Origin of the sequence: Kitasatospora sp. NPDC088548, from assembly GCF_044753005.1 — a bacterium.
Taxonomy (GTDB): Bacteria; Actinomycetota; Actinomycetes; order Streptomycetales; family Streptomycetaceae; genus Kitasatospora.
In genome coordinates this window covers 1-22,616 of sequence record NZ_JBIVMI010000031.1, presented here as the reverse complement: position 1 = coordinate 22,616, position 22,616 = coordinate 1, and the positions used below count along the sequence as shown (strand labels likewise).

Here is a 22,616-nt window from a genome sequence, read left to right as displayed (position 1 = left end):
CCGGACTCTTCGATTTCGACCCGCTTCGGGTGCAGAATAGGGCCACCTGCCGCGGCAAGTGCTGCGTATCCGGCGTGCCATCAGGGCTGCCCGTATGCGCTTGCGCGAGTGGTGCACATCAGGCCACAGGAGCGCACCCCCGTGCCCTTCGGCCGAATTGCCCGAGAGGATTGACACCCATGGCTCAGCGTGTAGTCGTCACGCTCTCCGACGACCTGGACGGCGGCGCCGCCGCGGAAACCGTCCACTTCGGCGTCGACGGGAAGTCGTACGAGATCGACCTGTCTCTGGACAACGCGGAAAAGCTGCGGGAGGCCCTCGCTCCGTTCGTCGCGGCCGGCCGGCGCCAGAGCCGTACCGGAAAGTCCTTCCGCCGCACCGCGCTCACCCCGGACCCGGCCGCCGTGCGCGCCTGGGCCCAGTCGCGCGGCATGGAGCTGCCCGCCCGGGGCCGCATCCCCAAGCACGTGTACGAGGCGTTCGCCGAGGCGAACTGACCCCGCCGGGACCAGGTCGCTCCACCCGCCCGAAAGGGTGGGGCGACCACCCCGATCGATGAGGTAGAGTATTCCTCGTCGCCCCAACGGAGAGATCCAAAGAGGCGGCCGGTGCCACCAGGCACCGTGCGGACGTGGCTCAGTTGGTAGAGCATCACCTTGCCAAGGTGAGGGTCGCGAGTTCGAATCTCGTCGTCCGCTCGCAGTGCGCGAGCACAGCACAACTCAATAGTTTCACCATGCGGACGTGGCTCAGTTGGTAGAGCATCACCTTGCCAAGGTGAGGGTCGCGAGTTCGAATCTCGTCGTCCGCTCCAGTACGAAGGGCTCCCTCGGTCGAGGGGGCCCTTCGGCATTCCCCGGCCCTTCCGCCCGCACGGAGCCCTGAAGCGGGCCGCGGCCCCCTGAAGCGAAGCGGACCCATGACATTTGTCATCGCCGGCCCGTGGATCCGCACCCCGTTCTCATGATGACGCGCACTGCCCGCGGCGCCCGGGCGGCGGAAAGCTTGAGGCATGGAAACGAGCCAGCGCCTCCACTCGACCGACCGCGTGATCGAGGTCACCGACCTCCACCGCCGCTACGGCCCCGCCGGTGCCACCGGCTACCACGCGGTGCGCGGCGTCGACCTGGCCGTCGGCCGCGGCGAGCTGTTCGCGCTGCTCGGCACCAACGGAGCCGGCAAGACCTCCACCATGGAGCTGATCGAGGGCCTCGCCGCCCCCAGCGGCGGCCAGGTCCGGGTCCTCGGCCACGACCCGTACCGCGAGCGTGCCGCCGTCCGCCCCCGGATCGGCATCATGCTCCAGGAGGGCGGCTTCCCCGGCGACCTCACCGTCGCCGAGACCGGCCGCAGCTGGTCCGGGATGACCAGCGGCGCCCGCCCGCTCGACGAGGCCCTGGAGCTGGTCGGCCTCATCGGCCGCCGCGACGTCCGGGTCAAGCAGCTCTCCGGCGGCGAGCGCCGCCGGCTCGACCTCGCGATGGCCCTGCTCGGCCGCCCCGAGGTGCTCTTCCTGGACGAGCCCAGCACCGGCCTCGACCCGGAGGCCCGCGCCGCCGTCTGGCGCCTGGTGCGCGAGCTGCGCGCCCAGGGCACCACGGTGCTGCTCACCACGCACTACCTGGAGGAGGCCGAGGAGCTGGCCGACCGGCTGGCGATCATGCACGGCGGCCAGGTCGTCACCGCCGGCACGGTGGCCGAGGTGATCGCCGGCCGGCCCTCCCGGATCACCTTCGAGCTGCCGGAGTTCGCCGGGACCTCGCTCCCCACCCTGCCCGGCGCCGAGATCACCGCCGACGGCCGCAGGTTCACCGTGCAGACCCCGAGCCTCCAGGCCACCCTCACCGACCTGCTCGGCTGGGCCAACCACCACCGGGTCGTGCTCGGCGCCCTGGACGCCCGCAGTGCCTCGCTGGAAGAGGCCTTCCTCGCCATCGCCTCCGAGGCCGCCCACCAGCCCCCGGCCGACACCCCCGCCGCTCCCACCGCCCGCCGCCGCCTGATCGGACTCGCCCGATGACCACCGCCACCGCCGCCTCCGCCGTCACCGCCGCCGGCCCGCAGAGCACCGCCGTCCGCCGGCTGCTGGCCCTCGGCCGCGCCGAGGCCACCCTGCTGCTGCGCAACCGGACCGCGCTGTTCACCGCCCTGCTGCTGCCGCTGCTGCTGGTCGCCGGACTGCACAGCCTCCTCACCCGGCAGGCCGAGTCCAACCCCGGCCTCGACGTCGACTCCGCCCTGGTCAACGGCACCGTCGGGATGGTCCTGGCCTTCGTCGTCTACTACAACCTGACCGGCGCGTACGTCGCCCGCCGCGGTGAGCTGGTACTCAAGCGGCTGCGCACCGGCGAGGCCCGGGACATCGAGATCCTGGCCGGCACCGCGGTGCCCTCGGTCGCCCTCGCCCTGATGATGTGCACCGTGGTCGGCGTCGTCGGCGCCTCCGCCCTGAAGCTCAGCGCCCCGGTGAACCCGCTGCTCATGCTCGCCGGGCTGGTCCTGGTGATCGGCACCCTGATGGCCCTGGCCGCCGTCTCCAGCGCCTTCACCAGGACCGTCGAGAGCGCCGGCATCACCACCATGCCGATCCTGCTGCTCAGCCAGTTCGGCTCCGGCCTGCTCATCCCGCTGGAGGTCATGCCCGACCGGATGGCCGACATCTGCCGGCTGCTGCCCACCACGCCGGCCTTCCAGCTGATCCGCCTCGGCTGGTTCGGCACCGACGGCTCCGCCGCCGCCACCGGCTTCGCCGGCACCTGGGCCACCGCCGCCCCGCACCTGGTCACCGGCAGCATCTGGCTCGCCCTCGCCGCCTGGGGTGCCGTCCGCTACTTCCGTTGGGAGCCGCGTCGCTGACGACTACCCCGCCATTCGAAGGATTCGATCCCCGCGCCACCTCTGATATGAAGGCAGCAGCACGATCATGATCGAACGGGGAGCAGACCAGATGGACGTCCGGGCACCGGTCCGCCGATGGAAGGGCTCCGGCAAGCCCCAGCGCACCGAGCTCTACCTCCGCTGGTCGCTCTACTCGATGCCGCTGTTCCTGCTGCCGGTGATCATGCTGGCCGTCGTCTCGACCGCCGAGCAGGGCGGCTCCCCCGCCGCCGGCCGGGTCGCGCTCGTCATCGGCCTGGCCTCCACCCTGCTGACCCTGCGCGCCTACCGCACCTCGCTCGACCACTACCTGAAGCGGCCGACCGACCACCTGCGCTGGCTCGCCGTCACCGGCGCGGTCGCCGTGGCCGGCTCCTGGGCCGTGCTGCTGCTCGGTCCGGACCGCGGTGACCAGGACGGCCCGCCGTTCACCGTCACCGTGGTCGTCGCCCTGCTCGCCTCGGCCTTCGGCCCGGTCAGCGTCGGCCTGACGGTCCGCCAGGCCTGCCGCGCCGGACTCGGCGCGCTGCTCCTGGTCGCCCCCGCCCTGCTGCTCGCCGGGATCAACCGCCCGACCACCGCCGGCGTGCTGGTCGGTGCCCTCATCGGGATGGCCTTCATCGGCTCCAGCTGCCGCAGCTTCGCCTGGCTGCAGTCGGTGGTCTGGGAGCTGGACGCCGCCCGCGAGGCCCAGGCCCGGCTGGCCGTCGCCGAGGAGCGGCTGCGGTTCTCCCGCGACCTGCACGACGTGATGGGCCGCAACCTCACCACCATCGCGCTGAAGAGCGAACTCGCCGTCCAGCTGGCCCGGCGCGGCCGCCCGGAGGCCGCCGACCAGATGACCGAGGTGCAGCGGATCGCCCAGGAGTCCCAGCGCGAGGTCCGGGACGTGGTCCGCGGCTACCGCACGGCGGACCTGCACGCCGAGGCGATCGGCGCCCGGGCCGTGCTCCGCGCCGCCGACGTCGCCTGCGAGATCGACCTCGGCGCGGAGGCGGACCGGCTGCCGCTGCCGGTGCAGTCGGTGCTCGGCTGGGTGATCCGCGAGGCCACCACCAATGTGCTGCGGCACAGCGAGGCGGACCACTGCACGATCCGGCTGCGTCGCGAGGACGGCCGGGCGGTGCTGGAGCTGGAGAATGACGGGGTGCCGGCCGTGCCGCTCCCCTCCCAGGGCAGCGGCACCGGCCTGCGCGGGCTGCGCGAGCGGCTCGCCGCGCACGACGGTGAACTGGCCGTCCCGGCGACCGGACCGGGCCGCTTCCGGATGATCGCCACCGTCCCGATCTGACGCCCCGCCCGTACGGAAGAAGGCCCTCCCGATGACCGACACCGCCCCCGTCCGCATCCTGCTCGCCGACGACGAGCACCTGATCCGGGGTGCGATGGCCGCGCTGCTCTCCCTGGAGGAGGACATCACCGTGATCGCGGAGGCCGGCTCCGGCACCGAGGCCCTGGCGATGGCGAAGGCGCACCGCCCGGACGTCGCGGTGCTGGACCTGCAGATGCCCGGGCTGGACGGCATCGAGGTGGCCACCGAACTGCGCCGGGTGCTGCCGGACTGCCGCTGCATGATCGTCACCGGTCACGGCCGCCCGGGCTATCTGAAGCGGGCGCTGGAGGTCGGGGTGCGCGGCTTCCTGCCGAAGACCGTCTCGGCGGCGGACCTCGCCGGGATCATCCGCACCGTGCGGGCGGGCGGCCGGTACGTCGACCCGGAGCTGGCGGCGGACGCGATCAGTGCGGGCGAGACCCCGCTGACCCCGCGCGAGACGGACGTGCTGGAGCTGGCCGCCGACGGGACCTCGATCGCCGAGATCGCCGAACGCGCGTCGCTCTCCCAGGGGACGGTCCGCAACTACCTCTCCTCGGCGGCCACCAAGCTGGGCGCCGAGAACCGCCACGCGGCGGTGCGGATCGCCCGCGAGCACGGCTGGATCTGACCAGCGGTGCCCGCGGGCGGGCGGCGGACTACTCCCAGCCGAGGCCGGTCAGCCGCTCGTAGGCCTCGACGTACTTGGCCCGGACCCGCTCGACCACCTCGGCCGGCAGCCGCGGCGGCGGCTGCTCGCTCCTGCGGTCCCAGCCGGAGGCCGGGGAGGTCAGCCAGTCGCGGATGATCTGCTTGTCGAAGGACGGCTGCGGGTGACCGGGCTCCCACTGGTCGGCCGGCCAGAAGCGGGAGGAGTCCGGGGTGAGCACCTCGTCGCCGATCACCAGTTCGCCGTCCAGCAGGCCGAACTCGAACTTGGTGTCGGCGAGGATGATGCCGCGGTCACGCGCGATGTCCCGGGCCAGCGCGTAGATGTCGAGGGTGGTGCGGCGCAGCCGGGCGGCCAGCTCGGCACCGATCCGCCGGGCGGTCTCCTCGTAGTGGACGTTCTCGTCGTGCTCGCCGACCTCGGCCTTGAGCGCCGGGGTGTAGATCGGGCCGGGCAGTTCGGAACCGTCCTCCAGGCCCTCGGGCAGCGCGATGCCGCAGACGGTGCGGGAGGCGCGGTACTCCTCCAGGCCGGAGCCGGCCAGGTAGCCGCGGGCCACGCACTCGACCGGGACCATCTCCAGGCTGCGGCAGACCAGCGTGCGGCCCTTCCAGTCGGCGGGGGCGCCGGCCGGGACCTCGGTGGAGATCACGTGGTTGGGCACGATGCCGGCGATCCGGTCGAACCACCAGAGCGACATCTGGGTGAGGATGCGGCCCTTGTCCGGGATCTCGTTGGGCAGCACCCAGTCGTACGCCGAGGTGCGGTCGCTGGCGACCATCACCAGCTCACCGGACTCGGCGCGGTAGAGGTCGCGCACCTTGCCGGTGTGCAGGTGGACCAGGCCGGGTACCTGGACCGGCTCGGGCTTGGTGACAAATCCGCTCAAGGTCGTCTCAGTCCTCAGGGGTGGTTCGCGGGCGTGTGGGGCGCGAAAGGGGAGGTCACTGCCTCCGAGTCTTTCACGGACGGCCGGAGGGGCACCCGCGGCCCGGCGGTCAGCCGTTCTTGCCGAGGCGGTCCAGCAGGTTGGCGGTGGCCCGCTGGATCCGCTCGTCGGTGAGCCCCGGCCGGCCCAGCGCGGGCGACCAGGCGAAGGTGCCGGCGGCGAACACGTACGCGCCGCTCGGGGCCCGGTACAGCGAGGTCTCCTGGTACCGGGTGCGGCCCATGAGGTCCTGGTACGGGGAGTGCGCGAGCAGCACCCGCTCGGTGTGCTCGGGCAGCGACACCCTGGGGTAGTAGCGGTCGGCCTCCCCCGCGACCAGGCCGGGCAGCTCCTCGCCCTCCCGGACACCGGTGCCGTCCCAGAGCCAGTGCGCGGTGTGCCGGGCGACCAGCGGGACGGGCGAGGCGACCCGGCCGGAGTACTGCAGGCCGAGCAGGTGCTGCTCCGGCTCGCCCGCGTCCCGCCAGAGCGCGCTGGCGGCGCCGGACACCCCGGCGGCCGGGCTGCCGGGCTCGACCTTCTGCCGCTTGCGGCAGTTGAGCAGCCGGTTGGGCTCGCCGGACGGCGCGGCGCTCAGCTCGACCCGCCAGTACATGGTGTTGGCGGAGAGGAAGACCAGGGAGGTGCCGTCGTCGCGGGCCCGCTCGACCGTCCGGCGCATCGGCTCGGACCAGTACTCGTCGTGGCCGGGGAAGACCAGCGCGCGGTGCCGGGTCGGGTCGACCAGGCCGGCGTGCAGGTCGGTGGCGGTGGCGTAGGAGAGGTCGTAGCCGAACCGCTCGGCCCAGCGGATGAAGTCGTAGGCGTGGCCGACGTGCAGCGGCAGGCCGGCGGTGGCGTGCGGACGGTCGAAGGAGACGGTGACGGCCGCCTCGGGCTCGCCGACGAGCCGGCCCTGGCCGTCCCAGGCGTGGTAGAGGCTGGCGCCGCTGCGGCCGTCCTCGGGGAAGAGGTTGTAGGCCTGCCAGGTCACGTCCGGGACGACCAGCAGCAGCTCGGCGGCGTGCACCCGGTCGTCGAGGTCCCGGACGGTGAACGGGATGTGGCTGCGGTCCAGCATGTCGGCGGTGGTCAGGACGGCCACGTACGCGCCGGGCGGCCAGTGGGCGGGGATCTGGAGCCGCCAGGAGTGCCACCAGTGGTGGCAGGAGACGGTCCGTCCGACGACCAGCGGGGCGGGCTGGGCCAGCCCGGAGATCAGCGGGCTGGACGTCATGTGGTGGGCGCCGTCGCCGTTGTAGTGGCCGATCCGGTAGACGTCCACGGTGAACTCGCGGGGCGGGTTGACGGTGACCCGGAGGTCCACCGAACCGCCGGGGCGGACCACACCGGCCGAGGCGAAGCCCTTGATCTGCTGCACCACGTCGTTGGCGCCCCGCGGGGTGCCGACCGGCGGCTTGGGTCTGGTGCCCCCGGCGAGCGGCTGCTGCCCCGGCGCGCCCACCGAGACGTACCAGGGGACGCCGCCCTCCGCTCCCGCCAGGTACTGGTCCGGGCTGCGCAGCCAGGGCAGCGGGCCCTGGCCAAAGGGGTCGGAGACGCTGTACGCGTGCGTTCCCGACTCCCAGCGGCGGTTGAGTTCCGTCCCCACGTGCCCCTCCCGGGTGCACCTCCGCCGGTTGGCATGTGCCTCCCGGTTGTGCGTGCGGACTAATACACCACACTGTGCTGGCGCTGCGTCACCCTACGGTAGCAACTAGTGGTGATGAATCTTCGGGCCCGGCACCGAGAGGGCCTTTGGCCTGCGAAAACCTTCCGAGGCCAGGCCGCCGCAGGGGGCGCGTGGCCGGCCGCCGAGCGCCGCCCCGGAGCAGGCCGGCGTGGTCCCGGATCCGCCTCAGAGGCGGACCGGCTTCTCCAGCCGGACGTCGGCGGCGTCCAGCCAGCCGCGCAGCGGGCCGTCCTGGCCCTGTTCGACGGCCTGGGCGACCGGTCCGGCCAGGTCCGTGCGGCGCACCCCGCCGAGCATCAGCACCGGGCCGTCCAGCCAGTCCAGGCCGGGGGTGGCACCGGCGGTGTCGACGGCGGCGCAGCAGACCATCGCGGTGACGTGGTCGATCAGGAGGTCCCGCCCGGTGCGGACGGGCTCCAGCAGCGGGGCGGGGGCCGTGGTGCGGGCGAGCTGGGCGGTGAGTGCGGCGGCCAGCCGCTCGCCGTCGCCGTCGGCGAGCCGGGCCAGCAGCCGGGTGAGGGTCGGGGCACCGGGGCGGGCCTGCGGGGCGAGCCGGTCCAGGGCGGACTGCAGGGCTGCGGCGCGGATGCGCCAGCCGGCGTCCACCACCTCGGCCGGGTAGTCGGCCCACTCCAGCTCCCGCCAGGCGCCGTCGGCGGGCCGGCCGAAGAACAGCTCGGCCGCGAGCAGCGAGACCGCCTCGTCCACCGTGCCGGGCTCCTCCAGCAGGTCGCAGGCGGGGCGGTCGCCGAGCCTGCTGCCGTAGCCGTCGGCGGCCAGCCGGTCGCGCCGGGACAGCTCGGTGAGGGCGGCGACCACCCCGGCGTTGAGGTGCGCGGGGTGGCGGCCGAGCCGCCAGGCGGGCAGTGCCACCCGGGTGAGCAGCCGGTCCCAGCCTGCGTAGGCGAGGCCGACCTGCTCCTGGGCGGCGATCCGCAGGCCGTAGTCGACCGCCCTGGCCTGCTCGGAGGCCCAGGCGGCGACCGCCCGCTCCAGCTCGGCGGAGTGCGCGCGACAGGCGCCGAGCAGCCGTCGGGTGATCCGGTCGGTCAGCGCGGCCGGGCCGCGGCGGGGCGGCCGTACGGGCCCGGGAGCGGGGACTCCGCCGAGGCCGGGGGCGGTGCCGGGTCCGGCGTCCAGGCTGGCGTCCAGGCCGCGCAGGAAGCGGCGGGCGGCGGCGATCTCCGGATCGGCCGCGGCCGCGGTGCCGGCCACCACGGGCGCGAGCAGGGCGCGGAGCTCCCCGGCCCGCATCCACCAGAGGAACGGCGAGCCGATCACCAGGGCGGGGGCGGGCGGCTCGTGCCCCGGGCGGTGCGGCCGGGACCGGCCCTCGGGCCGGGGCGGCGGGACGTCCTCCAGCCAGCTGTCGCAGTCCGGGGTGAGGGCGATGGCGGAGGGCGCGGGGACCTCCAGCCGCTCGGCCAGCTCGTCGATCAGCCGGTAGAGCTCGGGCGCCTGCCTCCGGTCGAGCGGGACGACCGGGGTCTGCGGCGGGACGGCCCGGCGGTAGGCCCGCGCGGCCAGGCCGGCCACCAGCAGGGTGACGGCGGCCACCGCGCAGACCACCCAGCGGGCCGCGTCCCAGCCGGCGCCGTCCGGGGAGCCGGGCGCGCCGAGGCGGCCGGTGAGCCGGCCCGCGAACAGGACCACCGCGACGGCGGCGGGCAGTGCGGCGACGGCCAGGGCGAGACCCCGGATCCGCAGCACCGCCTGGGCGTGAGCGCGCGCGGTGTCGACAGCGGCCATACGGTGCGGCACCCCCTTCGGAGCCCTCGGGCGCCCGGCGACGGGCCCTGAGCAGGCTCGAACGATCAGTTCCGACCGGGAAGCGGTGGCGTCCGATCCCGGTAGTACATGCTGCGTGGCGCTTCTGCCATTGTTGACGCCCAGGTCCGGGCCGGTGTTCCGGATCGCCCCGGTTTCCACTCGTCCCGGTGACGCTGCCCGGTTTCCGGACGACCCACGGCCCGGCCGTGCGAAGCGCCCGGATGTGCCGGCCCGGCCGGACGCCGTCCAGCATCCCCCCGCGGGCACGGCGCTACCCGGCGGCGATCACAGCGGCCCCGGTGGTGACACCTGCGATCCAGCGCACCATAAGGCCGGGCACCCGGTTACGTCAGCCGGATGCGGGCGGTGTCACTCGATGGGCTGGATTCCGGCCGCCGAACGGTGTGGCTCCCCCCGGACCGCTCCGGCACCGTCTCCCCCGGAAACGCCGGAGGGTGCTGCGTCCATGGGGGTTGTTTCCCCTCGACGCGGCACCCTCCGGTCAGTGGACCGCCCGTTACAGCGCCGCCTTCAGCGCGATGTCGGTGCGGTGCTGGCCGCCCTTGAGGTCGATCCGGCCGACGGCCTCGTACGCCCGGTCACGGGCCTCGGCGAGGTCGGCGCCGGTGGCGGTGACGGAGAGGACCCGGCCGCCGGCGCTGAGCACCCGGCCGTCCTCGTCCGCCCTGGTGCCGGCGTGCAGCACGTACGCGGTGCCGTCGGCGGCCTCGGCCGCGGCCAGGCCCTCGATCACGTCGCCGGTGCGCGGCGCGGCCGGGTAGCCCTCGGAGGCGACGACCACGGTGACCGCGGCGCCGTCGTCCCAGCGCAGCGGCTCCAGCTGGTCCAGCGTGCCGGTGGCGGAGGCGTACAGGACGCCCGCCAGCGGGGTGCGCAGCCGGGCCAGCACGACCTGGGTCTCCGGGTCGCCGAAGCGGGCGTTGAACTCGATCACCCGGGTGCCGCGCGAGGTCAGCGCCAGGCCCGCGTAGAGCAGGCCGGAGAACTCGGTGCCCCGGCGGCGCAGCTCGTCCACGGTCGGCTGCAGGACGGTCTCCAGGACCTCCTCGACCAGGCCCTCGGGCGCCCACGGCAGCGGCGAGTAGGCCCCCATGCCGCCGGTGTTCGGGCCCTCGTCGCCGTCCAGCGCGCGCTTGAAGTCCTGCGCGGGCTGGAGCGGGACGACGGTGCTGCCGTCGGTGACGGCGAACAGCGAGACCTCGGGGCCGTCCAGGTACTCCTCGATGACCACGCGGTCACAGGAGGCGGCGTGGGCCAGCGCGGCCGCGCGGTCGGAGGTGACCACCACGCCCTTGCCGGCGGCCAGCCCGTCGTCCTTGACCACGTACGGCGCGCCGAAGGCGTCCAGCGCCTCGGCGGCCTCGGCGGGGGTGGTGCAGACGTACGAGCGGGCGGTGGGCACGCCGGCGGCGGCCATCACGTCCTTGGCGAAGGCCTTGGAGCCTTCCAGTTGGGCGGCCCGGCCGGAGGGGCCGAAGACCGGGATGCCGGCCGCGCGCACGGCGTCGGCGACGCCCGCGACCAGCGGGGCCTCCGGGCCGACGACGACGAGGCCGGCGCCGAGCCGCCGGGCGAGGTCGGTGACCTGCCCGCCGTCCAGCTGGTCGACCGGGTGGACCGTCGCCACCTGCGCGATCCCGGCGTTACCCGGGGCGCAGTGCAGCTCGGTGACGGCGGGATCTAGGGACAGAGAGCGGCACAGGGCGTGTTCGCGGGCGCCGCCGCCGATGACGAGGACCTTCACGCTTCGCAAGGGTAGTCGGTGGCCGGTTCAGGCCGCTCTCCGGTCCCGTCGGAAGCTACAGACCGGGCCCGCGCGCACGCCCCCGGCCTCGGAGGAACCTCCAGGAAACGGCCCGCGACATCCGCGCCGGGTGCCCGGGTCAGAACGGCGGGTCACCGGGGCCTCGCTCGGACGGGTGAAATCTCGCCGCCCCCCGCAACCCTCCCACCTTGGTATCCAGTGGCCGAAACCAGTAACGATCATTGGAGAAGCGCCCACATGGTCAGCCATTTGGCGGTAAGAAGTGCTGTTGGACAACCACCGGCAGCCGGTCGGTACGCGACCTCCCGGGCACCCAGACTCGCCCGTGGGCGTCGCGCGTCCAATGCGCCATCCGATGTTTCACCGCCCGCCAGGTCGATGACACGTCAGGTCGGCGCACTGTCAGACCCAGCAGTCCGCCCGCCACAGGGAGCCCCACAGGTGAGCCAGCCGGAAATGCAGCCCGAGGAGAGTGCCTGGGGCAAGGAGGTCGGTGAGGAGGACCAGCCCGTCGCGGCCGTCGCGCGCCGGGAGTCCACCCGTCGCCGGACCGATCTGAGCACCCGCCAGTTCCCGCTCGGGGACTGGGGCGAGCCCGCCGAGCGCCTGGAGGAGCTCTACCGCTGGTCCGAGGAGCGGGCGGTGGAGGCGATCGAGTGGTACCGCCGGGACCGGGTGTGGAAGCGCCGCTGGGCCCGGCTGCTGCGCTTCGGCACGGCCGGCTTCGCGGTCGGCGGCGTCACCGCCCCGCTGGTGGACCTCACCGGCTCGGTCGCCAACGCCACCAGCTGGGGCTACGTCGGCCTGGCGCTCTCCGCCGCCTGCTACGGCGCCGACCGGGTGTTCGGTCTGACCTCCGGCTGGATGCGGGACGTCAGCACCGGCCAGGCGCTGCAACGCCGTCTGGAGGCCTTCCAGTTCGACTGGGCGTCGGAGTGCGTGCGGGAGGTGCTCGGCCCGACCGAGGGCACCGCCGGCGAGGCCGCCGAGCGCTGCCTCGGGGTGCTGCGGCGGTTCTGCGAGGACGTCTCGGACATGGTCCGCAGCGAGACCTCGGAGTGGATGCTGGAGTTCCGGGCGAACATGACCCAGCTGCCCACCCAGAGCCCCGGCAGCTGGGGCGGGCGCAGCGAGTCGGGGGGCGGCGCCCAGGTGCGGATCCTGCCGCCGCCGGGCACCCGGCCGACCATGCCGCGCCAGCGGCCGCCGGAGGGGCCGCTGCGCTGAGCCGCCGCGGGCCCGGCCGGGGTGCGTGCCGGGCCCGCGGCCGGGGTGGCGGCGGGCCGTGGCGCGCTCGTGGTCGTCGCCGGCCGCTGCCGCTGACTGTTGACCGTTGGCCGTTGGCTTCAGGCGAAGACGACCATCGAGCCCTGGGTGAGGCTGCGGGTCGCCGCCGCGTACAGGCCCGACCAGGCGTGCCGCTCACGGGCGAAGGGGTGCAGGTCGTCCAGCGGCGGGCCGAACGGCTGCTCCAGGCCGGTCGGGCCGAGCGGCCGGGTCGGGTCCGGCGGGTTGAGCGGGTCGATGTCCAGCGCCGGCGCGACGGCCTGCAGTTCGCGCAGCAGTCCGTGGCTGGAGCCGAGCGGTCCGCCCGCGGAGAGCAGCGCGTCGTCCACCAGCGGCGCCGCGAACTCGATCGGCACGTACGCGCCCGCGTGGTCGAAGTGCCAGACCAGGTGCGACTGTTCGGCGCTGCTCTCGAACATCTCCAGCAGCTGCTCGTAGTCGCCGCCGAGCGCGTCCACCGGCGTGATGTCCAGGCCGGTGAGGCCCAACAGGTAGGCGCGGCGCAGGAAGTGCAGCGAGTCGTAGTCGAAGGCGGCTATCGGCTCGACCGCCCCGCTGATACCCGGGACGTACTGGTAGACCGGCACCTCGGGCAGGCCGTTCGCGGCCAACACGGCGTTGTAGAGGGCGAGATCGTCCCGGAAGGGATTGTCGGGGCTGTGGCTCAGTACGTCCACGAGCGGGACGAGCCAGAGGTCGCAGGCCATGGGCCGGCTCTTCCTCTCCGGGCGGCGGGGGTCGTTCGCGGACACGGACGACGAATGGACGGGTCGGTACCCGGACGGTCGGCGAAAGGACCGGCCGGTTCGACGACCGCCCACCCTACCGGCCCGGCGCGCGATGCGGGTCGGGCCTGCCCTCAGGCCTGCTCTCGGGCTTCCCCCCGGGCAGTTGACCGGAGGGCGGGTCGGGCAGCCGGCGGCCGAACCGCCCGTACGGCACCGAGCGCGGCTGCGGCACCAGGCCGAGGCCCAGCCCCAGTTCGCGGCCGGGCTCCCGGTCCTCGTCCTCGTCCTCGTCCTCGTCTTCATCCTGATCGGGACCCCGGTCCGGGGCCTGGCCCGGTCGCCCACCGTGCGAGGGCTCGGCCGGGCCGGACTCCATGCCACCGGGCAACCCGTCCCCGTGCACCACCCCGCTGTGCCCGGCCGACCCCCGTCCCTGCCCGGCCGCGGGCTCCTGGTCCGGCTCGCCCTGGCCGGACCAGGGCAGCAGCAGCCCCAGAACACCCACCGACTCCACCGGCTGCCCGGCCAGCTCGGCCAGCAGCCTGACGGTGAACAGGTTGTACTCGCAGACGATCCGCCGCGCGCCCGCCAGGTCCCGCGCCTCGATCACGTCGACCAGCTCGCCATGACGGTCCCAGCAGACCCCGGCCAACTCCGGCAGCGTCCGCAGATAGGGGGCGGCGAACATCCAGGACTGCACCCGCAGCCAGTCCAGGTAGTCGACGATCCGGCGGTTGCCGAGCAGTCCGGCGACCTCCTGCCAGAAGCGGCGGTCGCAGCCGACCATCACGTCCAGGTTCCCCGACCGGGCCGCCCGCAGCGCCGCGTCCGCCCGCCGCCGCAGCGACGGCAGCCGGATGACGTCCGGCAGCGCCGACCGGGCGGACAGCTGGCGGAAGTAGCTGTCGGTGAGCAGCACCCGGGACTCGAAGATCTCCAGGAAGTCGTCCCAGCCGAACTCGGGCACCGTGAATCCGCGGTGGTGCTCGACCCGGAGCAGCCCCTGCGCGCCCAGGTCCACCAGCGCCTCACGGGCCGGGGTCGCCGAGACCCCGTACAGCTCGGCGATCTCCTTGACGGTGAAGTTGCGCCCCGCCGCCAGCCGGCCGGCCATCATCTCCTCGCGCAGCGCGCCCGCGATCTGCTCGCGGAGGCTGTTGCGCTGGATCACGGGGCGGTTGTCGCCCTCGCCCATGCCGGTGCCGGACATGCGCGCGACCTCCTCGGGCGGGCTCGCCGGCCTGTGCCGCGGCAGGCCGACCGAAGAACGGCTGGGAACACGACGAATGCTCATCTTCTCAAACATGCCGCCGTCGTGTACAAGCACCCTTCCCCGGGGCGCGGCGTCACCGCTGCACAGGCGCCGGAATGCCCAGCAGCCGGTCCCGGTGCACCGGGAAGTCCGCGCGGGCCTTGGCCACCTCCGCCGGATCGAACTCCACCGTCAGCACCTCCTCGCCCAGTCCCGCCTCGGCCAGCACCCGGCCCCACGGATCCACCACGATGCTGTGGCCCGCCTGCTCGACCCCGCCGTGCGTCCCGGCCGTGTTGCAGGCCAGCACGTACGCCTGCTCCTCCACCGCGCGGGCCCGGTTCAGCAGCGTCCAGTGCTCCCGCCGGCGCTCCGGCCAGGCCGCCGGGACCACCAGCAGCTGCGCCCCCGCGTCCAGCAGGGCCCGGAACAGCTCGGGGAAGCGCAGGTCGTAGCAGGTCGCCAGGCCCAGCGTGCCGAAGTCGGTGACGGCGGTGACGATCTCCTGCCCGGCGCCCATCACCACCGCCTCGCCGCTGTCGAAGCCGAAACGGTGGATCTTGCGGTAGGTGTGCACCAGCTCGCCGTCCGGGGCGAACAGCAGCGAGGTGTTGTAGATCGGCCCGTCCGGGTCCCGTTCGACGATCGACCCGGCGTGCAGCCAGACCCCGGCCGCCCTGGCGGCCGCCGCCATCGCGTCGGAGGTCGGCCCGTCCAGCGCCTCGGCACCGTCCGACCAGAGGTCGTAGGCGAAACCGCCCAGCGGCCACAGCTCCGGCAGGACCACCAGGTCCGCCCCCTGCTGCGCCCGGACCAGGGCCGCCGCCCGGGCCCGCCGCTCGGCGGGCGGTTCGGCGTCGGAGACCGAGAGTTGGATCAATGAAGCGCGCACAGTACCACCGTCCACCGCAAGAGTCCTACGATCGTCACCCGAAAGCGCTGCCCTGCTCTCACCAGGCAGCGTAACGTGCGGTTAGCGTGTGTGCCCGGAAGCCGGACCATCCCGGACGATCCCGTGCAGGGCACGTGTGGCAAGGCAGCTGACGGAGGGCCGGAGATTCCCGTGACGGACAACCAGACCGTGCAGGCTTACACCGAGGCGTGGACGCAGTCCATCGAGTCCATATCCGAACTGGTGGCCGCCCTGCCCACGGACTCCTGGAACCGGGCCACCGAGTGCCCCGGCTGGTCCGTCCGGGACGTCGTCTCGCATGTCATCGCCGTCGAGTCGGAACTGCTCGGCGACCCCCGCCCGATCCACTCGCTGCCGCGCGACCTGCGTCATGTCACCACCGAGTTCGCCCGCTACATCGAGCTGCCGGTCGACAAGCGCCGCTGCCACACCGTGCTGGAGATGACCGGCGAGCTGGAGTACACGATCATCCGCCGCTCGCGGGCGCTGCGGAACGCCAAGTACACCCCCTCCGAGCCGGTCCGCTGGCCCGCCGGACCGCACACCCGCGACCTGCCGTACCACGAGCTGCTGCGCCGCCGGGCGTTCGACGTCTGGGTGCACGAGCAGGACCTCCGCCGCGCCCTCCACGAGCCCGGCAACCTGGACTCCCCGGCCGCCGTGGTCGCCCGCGACGTCCTGCTGGAGTCACTGCCGAAGGCGGTCGCCCACGCGGCCGGCGCACCCGCGGGGACGGCCCTGGTCGTCGATGTCACCGGCCCGGTCGAGTTCCTGCGCACCGTCCGGGTCGACTCCACCGGCCGCGGCACCGTGGACGGGTCGATCAGCCTCGCCCCCGACGTCCAGCTCACCCTCGACTGGGAGACCTACGTCCGCCTCGCCTGCGGCCGGGGCCGCCCCGGCCACGTCACCGTCGAGGGCGACCGGGAGCTGGCCGCCCGGGTCCTGGCCAACTTCTCCGTCACCCCGTAGCGCCCCCGACTCACCCACCCGGCGTACGCGCGGCAGCACGCGCCGGGTGGCGGGCCTCGCGCTTCCGTCCGGATGCGTGGGACCAGTACCTCGTCCGTTCGTCCTCGTTGTTCCGGGCAGTCGTCACCCGGAAGAAGGAGGGGCGTTCAGATGGACGACGAACGGACGCGGATGGTGCTGGTGCGGTCGAGCTTCCCGGTCACGGGGCAGCCGATCCGGGTCGTGCTGATCGACGGGGAGCCGTGGTTCGTCACGGCGGACGTGTGCGCCGTCCTCGGCAGACTGAATCCCAGCCGGGTTCGCCAAGTGGTCGGCGACGACCACACGCGGGTCGTCAACTCGCGCTCGATTACCCTAACTTTCGGGAAGGGTAATGGCGTTTCCGCAGGTCAGAAACCCTACGAGCGCGGAAACCCGATGCTCAACGTGATCAGTGAGGCCGGTCTGTACACGCTGGTCATGCGGTCCAACAAGCCGAGTGCCCGCCCCTTCCAGGAGTGGGTCACCCGCGACCTGCTCCCCTCCGTCCGGCGCGGGGACACCGACGTGCCCACCCAGCGGCGACGGATGGCGGAGACGCTGGCGGAGGCGGTCGGCCGGCAGGTGCAGATCGTCGCGGAGATCGACCGCGACGGCGGGCTCGGCGTGCACATCCGCTCGGACGGGACGGTGCACTGCCGGCACGGCGAGATGGACTTCCACATGCCGAGCCGGGAGGAGGACAGCGGTCCGCCCTTCGGCGGCTACTTCTCCTGCCCCAGCGTGGAGCGGGTGGGCATCCGGGGCAGCCGCCCGATCCCGCTCTGCGCCAAGCTGAAGCTGGTCGACCTCGTCCGTCTGCTGGCGCCACCGCCGACCGCCGTCGGGGACGGGCAGCTGGTCGTGGAGCTGCACGATGCCCGGATCTACGGAACGGCGCGGCAGATCGCCGAGCTGATGCGCGAGTACGGCCGCTGACCCGGCCGGGACCGTGGACGTCGGGCACCCCCCGGAAACCGCCGCCGGGCCGGGGCAGTCCGACGTCCACGCCGGCCGGGACGCTACGAGGCCCCCGCGGCGACCTTGCGGCGCAGCCGCAGGATCATCGCGGTGCCGAGGGCCAGGGGGGCGTACTGCCAGCAGAAGGCCCAGCGGAAGGCGGCCGCGGAGTAGGTGTCGGTACCGGCCGGGGTCAGGGCGTCGAGGACGACGCCGATGCCGAACAGGGTGATCATCGTGCCGATGAAGCCGCCCATGTTGGCGATCCCGGAGGCGGTGCCGAGCCGTTCGACGGGGTTGTGCGAGCGGGCGTAGTCCAGGCCGACCAGGGAGGCCGGTCCGTTGCTGCCCATCACCAGGATGATCCCGACCACCAGCCAGAGCGGCGGGTGGCCGCCGGGCCAGGCCAGGGTGATCGCCCAGCCGACCGCGGTGACGGCGATGACGGTGAGCACGATCGGCATCCGGGCGCGGGCCGTGCGGGAGAGCACCCGGCCGAAGAGGAGGCCGAAGGCCATGTTGCTGAGCACCAGCAGGGTGAGCAGCCCGCCGGCCTCTGCCCGGGACAGGCCCTGGGCCTCCACCAGGTAGGGCAGGCCCCAGAGCAGGCCGAAGGCGTTGCCGGGGAACTGGGTGGTGAAGTGCACCCAGAGCCCGAGCCGGGTGCCGGGCTCCTGCCAGGACTGGCGGATCTGCCGGCCGACGGCCGGCCGGGGCGCGCCCTCGGCGCCGGGGTGCGGGGCGCCGGCCGGGGCCTCCTGGAGAAAGAGCGCGACCAGCGCGAAGACGGCGACACCGAGCAGCGCGATCGTGGTGAACGTCGGCGTCCAGCCCTCGCTGTGCAGGGCCTGGGCGAGGACCACGGTGGTGACCAGGTTGCCGCCCATCCCGGCGAGCCCGGTCAGCTGGGCGACGAACGGGTTCTTCGCGGCCGGGAACCAGCGGGCGGCGATCCGCAGCACGCTGATGAAGGTCATCGCGTCGCCGCATCCGAGCACCGCCCGGGAGGCCAGCGCCGGGCCGAAGGAGGAGCTGAACGCGAAGGCCAGCTGGCCGGCGCTGAGCAGCAGGACGCCGAGCAGCAGCACCCGGCGCGGGCCGAAGCGGTCGACCAGCAGGCCGACCGGTATCTGCATGGCCGCGTAGACCAGCACCTGGAGGATCGAGAAGGTGGAGAGCGCGGAGGCGCCGATGCTGAAGCGGTCGGCGGCGTCCAGGCCGGCCACGCCGAGACTGGTGCGGTGGATGACAGCGAGGATGTAGACGCTGACGCCGACGGACCAGGCCAGCCAGGCGGCGCGGCCGCCGGGTGGCGGCGGGACCGTGGTGCCCGGGGGTGCCGGTTCGGCGGTGGAGCGGGGAGCGGGGACGGACAGGGGGCGGGTGGAAGAGGCGGGCTCCGCGGTCATAGTGCACCCAGATTAGTCATCCCATCATTGGACGCCTAGGACGGGGTGGCAGCGATCGGACACGAACCACCTCAGCCGGTGACCGTCCAGGACACCGACCTGGTCATGTACCGGTCGCGAAAGGCCTCGTCCCGGACCCAGTCGGTGGCGTCCCGGACGGTGGCGGTGACGGTGGCGCTGTGACCGGGCGCCAGGTTCAGCTGGGCGCTGTCGAGCCAGCTGCGGTCCGGCGCCGACGGCTCCACCGGGGTGCCGTCCACCTTCCACTCGACCCGCAGCTGCCGGGCCCCGGTGAGCGGCAGCGGGTGCACCTCCAGCCGGGGGCGGCCGGAGACCTCGCCGGGGGCCGGCACGGGGGTGTCGGTCGGCCGGACCCGGCGGTAGATCTCCTCGATGATCGCCTCCCGTGAGGGCAGGTTGTAGGCGCCGCCGAGGGTCCGCATCACCGAGTCCGGGGTGGGCCGGTAGACCCCGTTGGCGCTGCGGTACGCCCCGACCGTCCCGGCGCCGTCCGGGGACACCGCACCCAGCCAGCGCCACCACTTGGTCTGCTTGCGGCGCATCTCGTCGGCGTTCTCGGTGGAGAGGTTGGGGTAGTCGGTGTCGTCCGGCGCGCTGTCGTACTCGTCGCCGAGGTCGCCCACGGTGTGCCCGATCTCGTGCTGGATGATCCGGCCCGCGTCCGGGCTGCCGCCGGCCAGGGTGGTGACCCCGGTGCCGCCGGCGCCGCCGTACTCGGTGGAGTTGGCCAGGGCGATCAGGTACTGCGGCCCGGTGCCCCCGCCGGCGACCCGGGCGGTGGCGGACTCGTCGGCGCAGAGCAGCCGGGCGGTGCCCTCGCACCAGAAGTGCATGCCGAGCGGGGTGCCGGGGCCGCGGCTCCGGCCCTCGGTCTCGGCGATGCCGGAGACCGGGGAGACCACCTCGACCCGCCGTATGTTGAAGAAGCCCTGGTAGCTGCGGAACGGCTCGATCTCCATCAGCGAGTGCCAGGCCCGGTCCGCCTGCTGGCGGAACAGCTCCTGCTCGCCCATGGTGTAGCCGTCGCCGAGCAGCACCAGGGTGATCCGGTTGGCGGGGTCACCGGTGCGTCGTATGTCGACGGTCGGGGCGGTGACGGCACGGAGGTCGGCCTGTTGCACGGCGTGCGGCGGCACCGCCCGGTCCGCCGGGGAGCCGGCCCCGATCGCACCGAACGGCGACGGTCCGACCAACTCCAGGGCGGCGGGCAGAACCGCGGCGGACACCAGCACGAGCGCGGCCAGACTCCGTACGAGACGGCCAGGGTTGCCAGGCGGCATACGGGTGCGTCCTCGGGGATCCGGTCACCCGGCGTCGCCCGGGTGGTGGACGCGAAGACGTACCCGGAGGGCGTGTCGCCCTCACCGTCCTACGCAAATGTCACCGACCTGGCCGAACGACCCGAACCACCCCTGTCATACCAATCAGTTCGATCGGGTGGCCGATTCGGGTGGTCCGTGGGCCTCAGGCCCGCTTCGGCGGCCGTGCGTTCAGCACCAGATGGGCGCCGAGGCCGAGCAGCAGTCCCCAGAAGGCCGAACCGATGCCGGCCGGGCTCATCCCGGAGGCGGTGGCCAGGAAGGTCACCACGGCGGCGTCCCGGCCCTGCTCGTCGGCGACGGCCGCGGCCAGGCTGCCCTGCAGCGAGGCCAGCAGGGCGACCCCGGCGATCACCGCGATCAGCTCCTTCGGCAGGCCGGTGAACAGGCTCACCAGCACCCCGCCGAAGCTGCCCATCAGCAGGTAGCACACGCCCGCCGACATGCCCGCGACATAGCGCCGGCGCGGGTCGGGGTGGCTCTCCGGTCCGGCGCAGATGGCCGCGGTGATCGCGGCCAGGTTCACGCCCGGCGAGCCGAACGGCGCCAGCAGGACGGAGAGCCCGCCGGTGGTGCCGATCAGCAGCCGGTCGTCCGGCCGGTAGCCGAAGGCCCGCATCACCCCGAGGCCGGGGGCGTTCTGCGAGGCCAGTGCGACGATGGTGAGTGGCAGCGCCAGTCCCACCATGGCCGGCCAGGAGAAGGCGGGCACGGTGAACACCGGCCGGGTCGGACCGCCCGCGCCGAGGTGCACCTGCAGCCCGACGGTGCAGGCCGCCAGGACGCCGCCGGCCAGGAGCGCGGCCGGGACGGCGTACCGCGGGGCCAGCCGCCTGGCCAGCAGGAAAGCCGCGAAGCTGCCGAGCACCAGGGCCGGTGCCCCGTGCACGGCACCGAAGATGCCGGCACCGAAGGAGAACAGGATGCCCGCCAGCATCGCGTTCACGATCCCGGCCGGGACGGCGGCGATCAGCCGGCCGAACAGTCCGGTGACCCCGAACAGCGCCACCACCACCCCGCTCACCAGGAAGGCACCGACCGCCTCCCGGTACGGGTACGCGCCCAGGCTGGTCACCAGCAGCGCGGCGCCCGGAGTGGACCAGGCGGTGATCACCGGTGTCCTGGTCCACCAGCTGAGCAGCAGGCAGGTCAGCCCGCTGCCGACGGCCACCGCCCAGATCCAGGACGCGGTGTGCGCCTGGTCCAGCCGCCCGGCGGCGGCCGCCGCGAGCACCACCACCAGCGGCCCGGAGAACGACACCACGATGCACACCAGCCCGGCCACCAGCGCCGGTACCGAGACGTCCTGCCGCAGCGAGCGCCGCTCGGCGCGGTCCGTCCGCCCGGCGTCGGGACGGGTTATCAGCTCCTCTGCCATCCCGGCAGTATCCCGGAGCCGGGCGGCCCGGCCGGGCCGCCCGAGGATTCCCGAAAAAACTTCCGGACCCGCCTGCAACCCCCGGCGGGGATGGACGTCTTTACGGATGAAGGCACGGAGAGCGAGACCGGCAGGGCCGGGGGGCGCTACCGCCGTACAGGGGCGGAGCCGGTCGTCTTCACCACACACACCGTCAGTACGTCGACCCTGGGGAGTCACGTCATGCGCAAGTCCGTTATCTCCGCTTTTGCGAAGAACACCCCCTCGCGCTCCGGCCGTCGCCGCGCCGCCACCCTGGCCGCCACCGTCCTGCTCGCAGGCTCCGTCCAGCTGCTCACCACCGACACCGCCTGGGCCTGCGGCGCCCCGCTCGGCGCACCGGCCGGTGCCTCGGCGCCGAAGGCGGCGGGCCCCTCGGCGAAGGCCGCCGACACCCACCGGGGCACCATCGACGCGGGCTTCTTCATGACCCCCGGTCTGACCGTCCTGGCGGGCGGCCCGAAGGTCGAGATCCCGGTCGAGGTGGGCAACTTCACCGGTGCGCCGTACCGGAAGGCGGTTCCCTCGCTCTCGTTCTTCAACGAGAACGGCGGCGCGCCCCTGCGCGCCGAGGACCTGACCGTGGAGGTCAGGAGCACCGGCGCATGGCAGAAGGTGCCGCTCGTCCGCGGCTGCGACCCGGTGCTCTACGCGACGGCGCCCAAGGGCGAGCCCGTGGCGGACGGCCGGGCCGTGCACTTCACGTTCCGGGTCGGACTGGCCGCGAAGGCCCCGGCGGATCTGGACGGCATCCGGGTCGGCCTCACCGCCGACGCGGAGGACGGCAAGCACTCGCCGTGGGTCTTCAAGAACATGTCCGTGACCCACCGGACCACGCCCGCCTCGCCCAAGCCGGCCCCGACCACCAAGCCGTCCGCCAAGCCGAGCAGCAAGCCGAGCAGCACCGCCAAGCCCGTACCGGCCAAGCCGGCCGCCGCACAGACCCCGGCGGCACCGGCGGCTCCCGCCAAGGCTCCTGCCGCCACCCCCTCGGCCCCCGCCACCACCGCCCCCGCGGGCACCCCCGAGCTGGCCCAGACCGGCGCGGACACCCCCAACGGGTTCCTCGCCGCCTCCGCCGCCGCCTTCGTCGCCCTCGGCGCGGGCGTCCTGATCGCCGTGCGCCGGCTGCGTCCCCAGCGCTAGCCGGACCACGGACGGCAAGGGGCCCCGCTCCCGCACGCCGGTGCTTGGGTTCAAGGGGTCGTCGCAACACCACTTGGTTTTAGGTGGTGAGTAGATCACGTAGACGCTCGGCTGGGGTATTCCAGCCGAGCGTCTTGC

General features: G+C 73.8%; 19 protein-coding genes and 2 tRNA genes. 11 read left to right on the top strand and 10 right to left on the bottom strand.

All coding sequences use genetic code 11. The features are described from left to right. Nucleotides 1-179: 179 nt before the first annotated feature. The 7 genes from ACIP82_RS31150 (at nt 180) to ACIP82_RS31120 (ending at nt 4,820) form a co-directional block, all read left to right on the top strand. A complete protein-coding gene (locus tag ACIP82_RS31150) occupies nt 180-497 on the top strand; it encodes an Lsr2 family protein (RefSeq protein WP_238860361.1) in 318 nt (105 codons plus the stop codon). Between the two features lie 128 nt (nt 498-625). Continuing rightward, nucleotides 626-698: transfer RNA gene (locus ACIP82_RS31145), tRNA-Gly, on the top strand. 40 nt (nt 699-738) lie between these two features. After that, a tRNA-Gly gene (locus ACIP82_RS31140) sits at nt 739-814 on the top strand. A 198-nt stretch (nt 815-1,012) separates the two neighbouring features. Next, the gene (locus ACIP82_RS31135) at nt 1,013-2,020 is read left to right on the top strand and encodes an ABC transporter ATP-binding protein (protein ID WP_400658287.1); all 1,008 of its coding nucleotides are present in this window, start codon (nt 1,013-1,015) and stop codon (nt 2,018-2,020) included. Then, the gene (locus tag ACIP82_RS31130; RefSeq protein WP_400658285.1) at nt 2,017-2,856 is read left to right on the top strand and encodes an ABC transporter permease; all 840 of its coding nucleotides are present in this window, start codon (nt 2,017-2,019) and stop codon (nt 2,854-2,856) included. The genes ACIP82_RS31135 and ACIP82_RS31130 overlap by 4 nt, the downstream gene beginning before the upstream one ends. Nucleotides 2,857-2,947: 91 nt before the next feature. Continuing rightward, nucleotides 2,948-4,168 (top strand): sensor histidine kinase, encoded by a 1,221-nt coding sequence (locus tag ACIP82_RS31125; protein WP_363614121.1) that lies wholly within the window; start codon nt 2,948-2,950, stop codon nt 4,166-4,168. A gap of 31 nt (nt 4,169-4,199) precedes the next feature. Continuing rightward, nucleotides 4,200-4,820: a response regulator transcription factor gene (locus ACIP82_RS31120; protein ID WP_363614119.1), complete on the top strand. Its 621-nt coding sequence runs from the start codon at nt 4,200-4,202 to the stop codon at nt 4,818-4,820. A 28-nt stretch (nt 4,821-4,848) separates the two neighbouring features. Here ACIP82_RS31120 and ACIP82_RS31115 read toward each other — a convergent pair whose 3' ends face one another. The 4 genes from ACIP82_RS31115 to purD all read right to left on the bottom strand — a co-directional run bounded on the left by ACIP82_RS31115 (nt 4,849) and on the right by purD (nt 11,015). Next, nucleotides 4,849-5,748, bottom strand: coding sequence for a phosphoribosylaminoimidazolesuccinocarboxamide synthase (locus ACIP82_RS31115; protein WP_363614117.1), 900 nt, complete (start codon nt 5,746-5,748; stop codon nt 4,849-4,851). A 109-nt stretch (nt 5,749-5,857) separates the two neighbouring features. Further along, the gene (locus ACIP82_RS31110) at nt 5,858-7,399 is read right to left on the bottom strand and encodes a N,N-dimethylformamidase beta subunit family domain-containing protein (protein ID WP_363614115.1); all 1,542 of its coding nucleotides are present in this window, start codon (nt 7,397-7,399) and stop codon (nt 5,858-5,860) included. A 246-nt stretch (nt 7,400-7,645) separates the two neighbouring features. Next, nucleotides 7,646-9,229 carry a hypothetical protein gene (locus tag ACIP82_RS31105; protein ID WP_363614113.1) on the bottom strand — a complete coding sequence of 528 codons (1,584 nt, stop codon included), beginning with the start codon at nt 9,227-9,229 and terminating at the stop codon, nt 7,646-7,648. Between the two features lie 538 nt (nt 9,230-9,767). Beyond that, nucleotides 9,768-11,015, bottom strand: coding sequence for a phosphoribosylamine--glycine ligase (gene purD / locus ACIP82_RS31100; protein WP_363614111.1), 1,248 nt, complete (start codon nt 11,013-11,015; stop codon nt 9,768-9,770). A 462-nt stretch (nt 11,016-11,477) separates the two neighbouring features. Here purD and ACIP82_RS31095 point away from each other — a divergent pair, with 462 nt between their 5' ends. Further along, nucleotides 11,478-12,263 (top strand): SLATT domain-containing protein, encoded by a 786-nt coding sequence (locus ACIP82_RS31095; protein WP_363614109.1) that lies wholly within the window; start codon nt 11,478-11,480, stop codon nt 12,261-12,263. A gap of 119 nt (nt 12,264-12,382) precedes the next feature. Here the strand turns inward: ACIP82_RS31095 and ACIP82_RS31090 are convergent, their stop codons facing one another. The 3 genes from ACIP82_RS31090 to ACIP82_RS31080 all read right to left on the bottom strand — a co-directional run bounded on the left by ACIP82_RS31090 (nt 12,383) and on the right by ACIP82_RS31080 (nt 15,195). Continuing rightward, on the bottom strand, nt 12,383-13,030 hold the full coding sequence (locus tag ACIP82_RS31090; RefSeq protein ID WP_363614107.1) for a hypothetical protein: 648 nt from the start codon (nt 13,028-13,030) through the stop codon (nt 12,383-12,385). A gap of 115 nt (nt 13,031-13,145) precedes the next feature. Next, entirely contained in the window at nt 13,146-14,261 is a 1,116-nt protein-coding gene (locus ACIP82_RS31085; protein WP_400658281.1) for a GntR family transcriptional regulator, read from the bottom strand. A 136-nt stretch (nt 14,262-14,397) separates the two neighbouring features. After that, nucleotides 14,398-15,195 carry a carbon-nitrogen family hydrolase gene (locus tag ACIP82_RS31080; protein ID WP_363614103.1) on the bottom strand — a complete coding sequence of 266 codons (798 nt, stop codon included), beginning with the start codon at nt 15,193-15,195 and terminating at the stop codon, nt 14,398-14,400. Between the two features lie 171 nt (nt 15,196-15,366). Between ACIP82_RS31080 and ACIP82_RS31075 the strand changes: the two genes are divergently transcribed. Further along, entirely contained in the window at nt 15,367-16,188 is an 822-nt protein-coding gene (locus ACIP82_RS31075; protein WP_363614102.1) for a maleylpyruvate isomerase family mycothiol-dependent enzyme, read from the top strand. 222 nt (nt 16,189-16,410) lie between these two features. Beyond that, on the top strand, nt 16,411-17,145 hold the full coding sequence (locus ACIP82_RS31070; protein WP_363614143.1) for a Bro-N domain-containing protein: 735 nt from the start codon (nt 16,411-16,413) through the stop codon (nt 17,143-17,145). 83 nt (nt 17,146-17,228) lie between these two features. On the opposite strand, the gene ACIP82_RS31065 is transcribed toward ACIP82_RS31070, so the two are convergent. The 3 genes from ACIP82_RS31065 to ACIP82_RS31055 form a co-directional block, all read right to left on the bottom strand. Further along, complete coding sequence (locus tag ACIP82_RS31065) at nt 17,229-18,575, bottom strand: nitrate/nitrite transporter (protein WP_400658278.1); 1,347 nt, start codon at nt 18,573-18,575, stop codon at nt 17,229-17,231. Between the two features lie 71 nt (nt 18,576-18,646). Continuing rightward, entirely contained in the window at nt 18,647-19,822 is a 1,176-nt protein-coding gene (locus ACIP82_RS31060) for a M64 family metallopeptidase (RefSeq protein WP_400658276.1), read from the bottom strand. A gap of 238 nt (nt 19,823-20,060) precedes the next feature. Then, nucleotides 20,061-21,293, bottom strand: coding sequence for a benzoate/H(+) symporter BenE family transporter (locus tag ACIP82_RS31055; RefSeq protein ID WP_400658275.1), 1,233 nt, complete (start codon nt 21,291-21,293; stop codon nt 20,061-20,063). Between the two features lie 222 nt (nt 21,294-21,515). Between ACIP82_RS31055 and ACIP82_RS31050 the strand changes: the two genes are divergently transcribed. Beyond that, nucleotides 21,516-22,478, top strand: a complete 963-nt coding sequence (locus tag ACIP82_RS31050; RefSeq protein ID WP_363614094.1) for a hypothetical protein — start codon at nt 21,516-21,518, stop codon at nt 22,476-22,478. Nucleotides 22,479-22,616 lie beyond the last annotated feature (138 nt).